Below are 5568 nucleotides of genomic sequence, written 5' to 3' on the forward strand. Positions count from 1 at the left end.
GAAGCCTTCTGGCGGGGGCTGGAGAACATATCCCAGCGCAAAGGCCCAGAACTCGGCCAGGCGGTTCGGGTCGGCCGCATCCACGGTGACGTTCTTGATAGGGGTGGTACTGGGCGGACGATGACTCATGGACGTTTGAGATTAGTGCGAGCCGGCTAACGGGCCGCCGGCGCTTCGGCGCCTCTCTGAAGGGCGGAGAGAGTGTCGGGGACTCGGACCGACGGGAGGGAGTCCATGGAGCCGCTCCACCGGTGGGCGAGAGAGGACTCGAACCTCCACGAGCGCAATGCCCACTGGGTCCTGAACCCAGCGCGTCTACCAATTCCGCCACTCGCCCGGCGTGCCGGACAGTTTACCCCGGCAGATGTACGTAACTCGCCGGAGACGCCGGGGAGCGACCGGCATCGGATGGACCCCGTTGCCACGGGCACCTTCATAGGCTGTGCACGGATCCGGCTCGGAGGCGACGCTGAAGCGCTATACCAATCTGGCCCTGGCCACTCTCCTGATAGGAGCGATCGCCTCGGGGCTCTTTGCGCAGGGATTCGGCACGGAGTGGTCCCGGGTCGCGACGATTGCCCACGGCGTGCTCGGGTTGTCCTTCCTGCTGCTGGTGCCATGGAAGTCGGGGATCGCTCGATCCGGGTTCCGGAGGCGTCGCAAGGGAGCGATCTGGTCGGTGGCCCTGGTGGTGACGGTGGTGATCACCATCGGTTCCGGCCTGCTCCAGGTGATGGGCACGACCTCGCGGATCGGCCCGCTCGCCACCATGCAGGTCCACATAGGAGCGGCCGTTCTCTCGGTGCTGCTGGTGGGTTGGCACTACGTCCGGCATCCCGTCCGGCCGCGTACCACGGACCTGAGCCGGCGGAACCTGCTGAGAACCGGCGGCCTGGCCGCAGGTGCCGGGATAGCGCTGGCCGGATGGGAGAGCGCCCTGGGCGTTCTCGACCTGCCGGGTTCCGAGAGGAGGTTCACCGGGTCGCACGAGCGGGGTAGCGGGAACCCGGCCCGGATGCCCGTGACGCAGTGGTTCACCGACAAGGTGCAGCGGCTCGACCGGCTGCAGGCCGACGTGGGCGGCCGGGTGCTGGGACCGGACGACCTGAGTTCCCTACCGATGGAGACGGTGGAAGCTACCCTCGACTGCACCGGCGGATGGCACTCGACCCAGCAGTGGACGGGCGTCCGGCTGGATCGGCTTCTCGGAGAGGTGGACGGGGTGAGCATCCGCGTGCGTTCGGTCACCGGATACGAGCGCCGCTTTCCGGCCAGGGACGCGGACAGCATCTGGCTGGCGTTCGAGGTGGGCGGCCAACCCCTGAGCGCGGGCCACGGCTACCCGGCCCGGATCGTGGCCCCGGACCGGCGCGGCTTCTGGTGGGTCAAATGGGTGGACTCGGTGACGGTTTCCGATGTTCCGGCCTGGTTCCAACCTCCGTTCCCGCTCACCTGACCCGATGACGAAGCCGGGATCGTGACCAGCCCGTATCGGCTGCCGGACCGCTTCGGCCGGCGGCGCCGCAGGATCTGGTGGTGGATGGCGCTGATACTCCTGATCCTCATCGGGGGAGCGGTCCTGGTCAACAGCCGGGGCGTGGTAGTCCGCCAGGAGACGGCCTTCTTCGACAGTGCCCGGATCGCCACCCAGGAGGTGGAGCAGATAGCGGCCGGCTTCCGGCGCTTGGTGAGCACCGAGCTGCGGACCATCAACCGGGACGACTTCGACGTGCTGATGGACCGGCTGTCCGGGGAGATGGCGGACCAGGCGGAGAGGTTCCAGACGGTGGAGGCGCCCGAGTCGGTCTTCGCGGCCCGGGAGATGCTCGACCTGGCGTTCGCCTCGTGGGCGGCGGGCCTGGTCGAGTTCCGGGTGGCCGTCACCGCGGTCACCGATGACCCCACCGGTTCGGTGCCGGTGGACCAGCTGGGCGGCGCCATAGGCCGGATCCGGGTAGGAGATCTCGTGTACGCCCGGTTCCTGGCTCGGGCGGCCGGCATGCTGGACGAGCTGGGCGTGGTCAACGAGATCCCGGCCGTCTCCTTCATCGTCGATCAGAGGCCGCTGCTGAACGGGGAGAGGCTGGCGCGGACGATCCGGAGCAGCACCGACATGGGGGTGCGCCGGGACGTGACCATCCTCCAGGTCGTGTTCGAGCCGCTGCCGGCCGGCGGATTGGGGGACGACGGGGAGATCCTGTTCCCGGCCACCGAACGCCTGCAGTTCAGCACGGTGATCGGCAACAGGGGCAACGTGGACCAGAAGGGGCTGATCGTCAACGCCAGTATTCGCTCGGAGGCCGGGGAGTCGCTGACCACCGTCGACAGCCACTCGCTGGACCTGGCGCCCGGAGAGGTCGGGTCGGTGCTGTTCGGGACCGAGTTGGTGGAGCCGGGCGCCGAGTACCTGCTGACCTTCAAACTGACTGTGGTCGAGGACGATCTCGACCCCGCGGACAACGTGTGGGAGTCGCGCATCCGGATCAATCCGCTCGGATAGTCGTCCGGTTGGGGCCGGGGCCGCGTCTCCGGTCTCAGTCGGCAGGCGGTAATCGATGGTCAGCGGTAATATAGTCCAACATTTATTTAACACTACCAACTACCAACTAGCAACTAGCAACTACCAACTAGGTTCGGGATATCATCACGGGATGATCGACATAACGCTGCTGCGGGAGCAGCCGGACGCCCTGAAGGCCTCTCTGGCCCGCCGCGGCCTGGATCTGGACGTCGACCTGATGGCGCAGATCGACCAGGACCGGCGGATGACCCGAGCGAAGGCCGAGTCGATGCGGGCCGAGCAGAAGCGCCTCAGCCGCAGCATCCCCCGACTGGAGGGCGAGGCCAGGCAGGAGGCCATCGCCGAGGCCGGTGAGCTGGCGGCGAAGTACCGCGCCACCCTGGCCGAGGCCGATGACCTGGACGAGCAATTCAGGGTGCTCTGGATCAGGGTTCCCAACCCCGCCCATCCGTCAGCCGCGGACGGGTTGGTCGAGGAGGACGCGGTCGAGATCAAGCGGTGGGGGACGGCTACGGACTTCGACTTCCCGGTCAGGGACCACCGCGAGCTGGGTGCAGGATTGGGGATGATCGACATCGAGCGGGCCGCCAAGGTGTCCGGCAGCCGCTTCGGGTACCTCACAGGGCCGGCGGTGATACTCGAGTTCGCGCTGGTGCGGATGGCGCTCGAGCTGCTGGGCGGCAAGGGATTCACTCCCGTGGTCCCGCCGGTGCTGGTGCGCGAGGAGGCGCTGTTCGGCACCGGGTTCTTCCCGGATGACGACCAGCAGGTCTACGAGGTGGGCGTGGACTCGGGCGACGGACTGCGCTCCGACAACCTCTACCTGGTCGGTACGTCCGAGGTGTCCCTGGCCGCCTATCACGCCGGCGAGGTGCTCGAGGAGGACGCCCTGCCGCTCCGCTACGCCGGCTTCTCCAGCTGCTTCCGCCGGGAGGCGGGGGCGCACGGCAAGGACACGGCCGGCATCTTCCGGGTACACCAGTTCGACAAGATGGAGATGTTCTCGTTCTGCCATCCGGAGCGCTCCTGGGACGAGCACGAGATGTTGCTGGGCATCGAGGAGGAGATCGTCCAGAGCCTCGAGATCCCCTACCGGGTGGTGAACGTGGCGGCGGGGGACCTGGGCTCGTCGGCCGCCAAGAAGTACGACATCGAGGCCTGGATCCCCTCCCAGGGGCGCTACCGAGAGATCACGTCCTGCTCCAACACCACCGACTTCCAGAGCCGGCGGATGCGGATCCGGTACCGGACCGATCGCGGGAACCGGTTGGTGCACACGCTGAACGGGACGGCGGTGGCCGTGGGCCGGTTGCTGATCGCCCTGATGGAGAACCACCAGCAGGCGGACGGGTCTGTGACGGTGCCGGAGTCCCTGCGTGCCTACGCCGGATTCGACCGCATCGGCTGAGCCTCCGGGCGCGCCGGTGGAGCGGCCGACGGATGCGATCTTCGCCAGGATCGCCCGCCGCTACGACCTGATCAACCGGCTGCTGGCGGTCGGGCGCGACCAGGCCTGGCGCCGCTCGGTGATCGAGCGCCTGCCTCCGGGAAGGCTGCTGGATCTCGGCGCCGGCACCGGGGCGGCCGTGCCCCTGTTCGGCAGCCGGGAGGTGGTGGCGCTCGATCCCGTCTCGCAGATGCTGGACCTCAACCCCACCGCGGCTCGGGTGGTGGGCAAAGGGGAGCACCTGCCGTTCCGCGACGGCTCCTTCGACGCAGTGTTCTCGGCGTTCGTCTTCCGGAACCTGGACTCGGTTGAGACCACGCTGGAAGAGATCGCGCGGGTGCTCCGTCCGGGCGGATCGGCGGGGGTGGTGGGGCTCACCCGGCCCAAAGGAAAGGTGGCAGCCTCCCTCCATCGGGCCGGCTCGGCCGTCGTGGTCCCGATGGCGGGTGCCCTGGTCAACGCCGTCGACGAGTACCGGTACCTCCACCGGTCGCTCGACAAGCTCCCCCCACCCGAGAAGTTGTTCGCCGACGCGCCCCTCCGTGTCGACCGGATGTGGCGGATGGGCCCCCTCGGCTTCGTCTACGGCGCCATCCTCACCAAGTAGACCTGTTTCATCAATGATTGAAATGCCACTCCGGGTTGACGGAATCGCGGTGAGCCAACTTTTCGCGACTCGGCAAACGGGGTTATCAAACAACTCACAGCTATGTGATTCTGGGTCTAAGCTTCTGACCGAAGGCCTTGCGGAAGGAGTGAAATGATGCCAGAGCTAAGCGCGTCGACATCATGGCATCAGGCTATGAGCCACCTGACCTCCTTCAGAGACCACCAACTCCCCGACCTCTTGGATGACCACTACGGGGAATGGGCAGTGCTCGACGCCGTCAGTGGCGAACTCCTTGGCATTCACCCTGCCCCTAAGGCTTTCGCCCTCGCCCGCGAGCGGCCGAGCGGCGAAGTTCTCCTCGAGCAAGTATGCGAGCAGGGACCGATGGTCGTGGGAAGCGCCGTCCTTGTTGACCTTTGAAGGTCCGTTCAGCTACGAGAATCCGCCCGTCATCAAAGTGACCATAAGGGCGCCTTTCATGGAGAGTGCCCCTCAGAAGGGGGTCCGGGCGATGCTGGATACCGGATCGAATGTCTGCGTTGTCTCATCGACCATCCTCGCAGACCCTCCACTATCTTGGCTGGGTCCGGTCAATCTCATCACGTCGTCTGGTTCGAAGGACACGGTTTCCTACGGCGCAGCAGTAATCCTGCGAGACGGTGCAGACACCGCAGTAATCGAGCCGGCAAAGGTCGTCTATGGCGAACCCGTCGGTCATTACGAACTGATAATCGGGCGGGATGTTCTCAACCTAGGCACGCTGACAGTGGGTTACGGGAAGTTCTCGTTCCAGATCAACTCCGGACACCACGAACCCACCCATCATCCCTAGATTTCCCCACCTTGGCCAGGTAGAGGACGACGCGCCGGTGCCGGGCCCTCACAGTTCGCAAGGCGTTGGGGCAAGAGATTGCGTGGACCGTGGCGGCCGCTATGCCCTGGGCCGCCCGGGCCCTTGGCGAGTCGGTGGCGGAGGGAGTGACCGCCGTT

7 protein-coding genes and 1 tRNA gene are annotated in these 5568 nt (G+C 66.6%); 6 read left to right on the forward strand and 2 right to left on the reverse strand.

Annotated features, from left to right (window positions below; translation table 11 throughout):
• Both OXK16_00210 and OXK16_00215 read right to left on the reverse strand, forming a co-directional pair.
• On the reverse strand, positions 1–129 hold a 129-nt coding region (locus OXK16_00210), incomplete at its 3' end, for a hypothetical protein (GenBank protein ID MDE0374375.1).
• A gap of 123 nt (positions 130–252) precedes the next feature.
• Positions 253–337: transfer RNA gene (locus tag OXK16_00215), tRNA-Leu, on the reverse strand.
• 105 nt (positions 338–442) lie between these two features.
• On the opposite strand from OXK16_00215, the gene OXK16_00220 reads away from it, so the two are divergent.
• The 6 genes from OXK16_00220 to OXK16_00245 all read left to right on the forward strand — a co-directional run bounded on the left by OXK16_00220 (position 443) and on the right by OXK16_00245 (position 5410).
• A complete protein-coding gene (locus tag OXK16_00220) occupies positions 443–1456 on the forward strand; it encodes a molybdopterin-dependent oxidoreductase (protein MDE0374376.1) in 1014 nt (337 codons plus the stop codon).
• A 21-nt stretch (positions 1457–1477) separates the two neighbouring features.
• Positions 1478–2500 (forward strand): hypothetical protein, encoded by a 1023-nt coding sequence (locus tag OXK16_00225; protein MDE0374377.1) that lies wholly within the window; start codon positions 1478–1480, stop codon positions 2498–2500.
• Positions 2501–2651: 151 nt separating this feature from the next.
• Entirely contained in the window at positions 2652–3929 is a 1278-nt protein-coding gene (serS, locus tag OXK16_00230; protein ID MDE0374378.1) for a serine--tRNA ligase, read from the forward strand.
• Complete coding sequence (locus OXK16_00235; GenBank protein ID MDE0374379.1) at positions 3898–4575, forward strand: class I SAM-dependent methyltransferase; 678 nt, start codon at positions 3898–3900, stop codon at positions 4573–4575. The genes serS and OXK16_00235 overlap by 32 nt, the downstream gene beginning before the upstream one ends.
• A gap of 195 nt (positions 4576–4770) precedes the next feature.
• The gene (locus OXK16_00240) at positions 4771–4998 is read left to right on the forward strand and encodes a hypothetical protein (GenBank protein ID MDE0374380.1); all 228 of its coding nucleotides are present in this window, start codon (positions 4771–4773) and stop codon (positions 4996–4998) included.
• Positions 4985–5410: a hypothetical protein gene (locus OXK16_00245; protein MDE0374381.1), complete on the forward strand. Its 426-nt coding sequence runs from the start codon at positions 4985–4987 to the stop codon at positions 5408–5410. The genes OXK16_00240 and OXK16_00245 overlap by 14 nt, the downstream gene beginning before the upstream one ends.
• The last annotated feature ends 158 nt before the right edge of the window (positions 5411–5568 follow it).

It is taken from the genome of bacterium (genome assembly GCA_028821235.1).
Lineage (GTDB): Bacteria > Actinomycetota > Acidimicrobiia > Spongiisociales > Spongiisociaceae > Spongiisocius.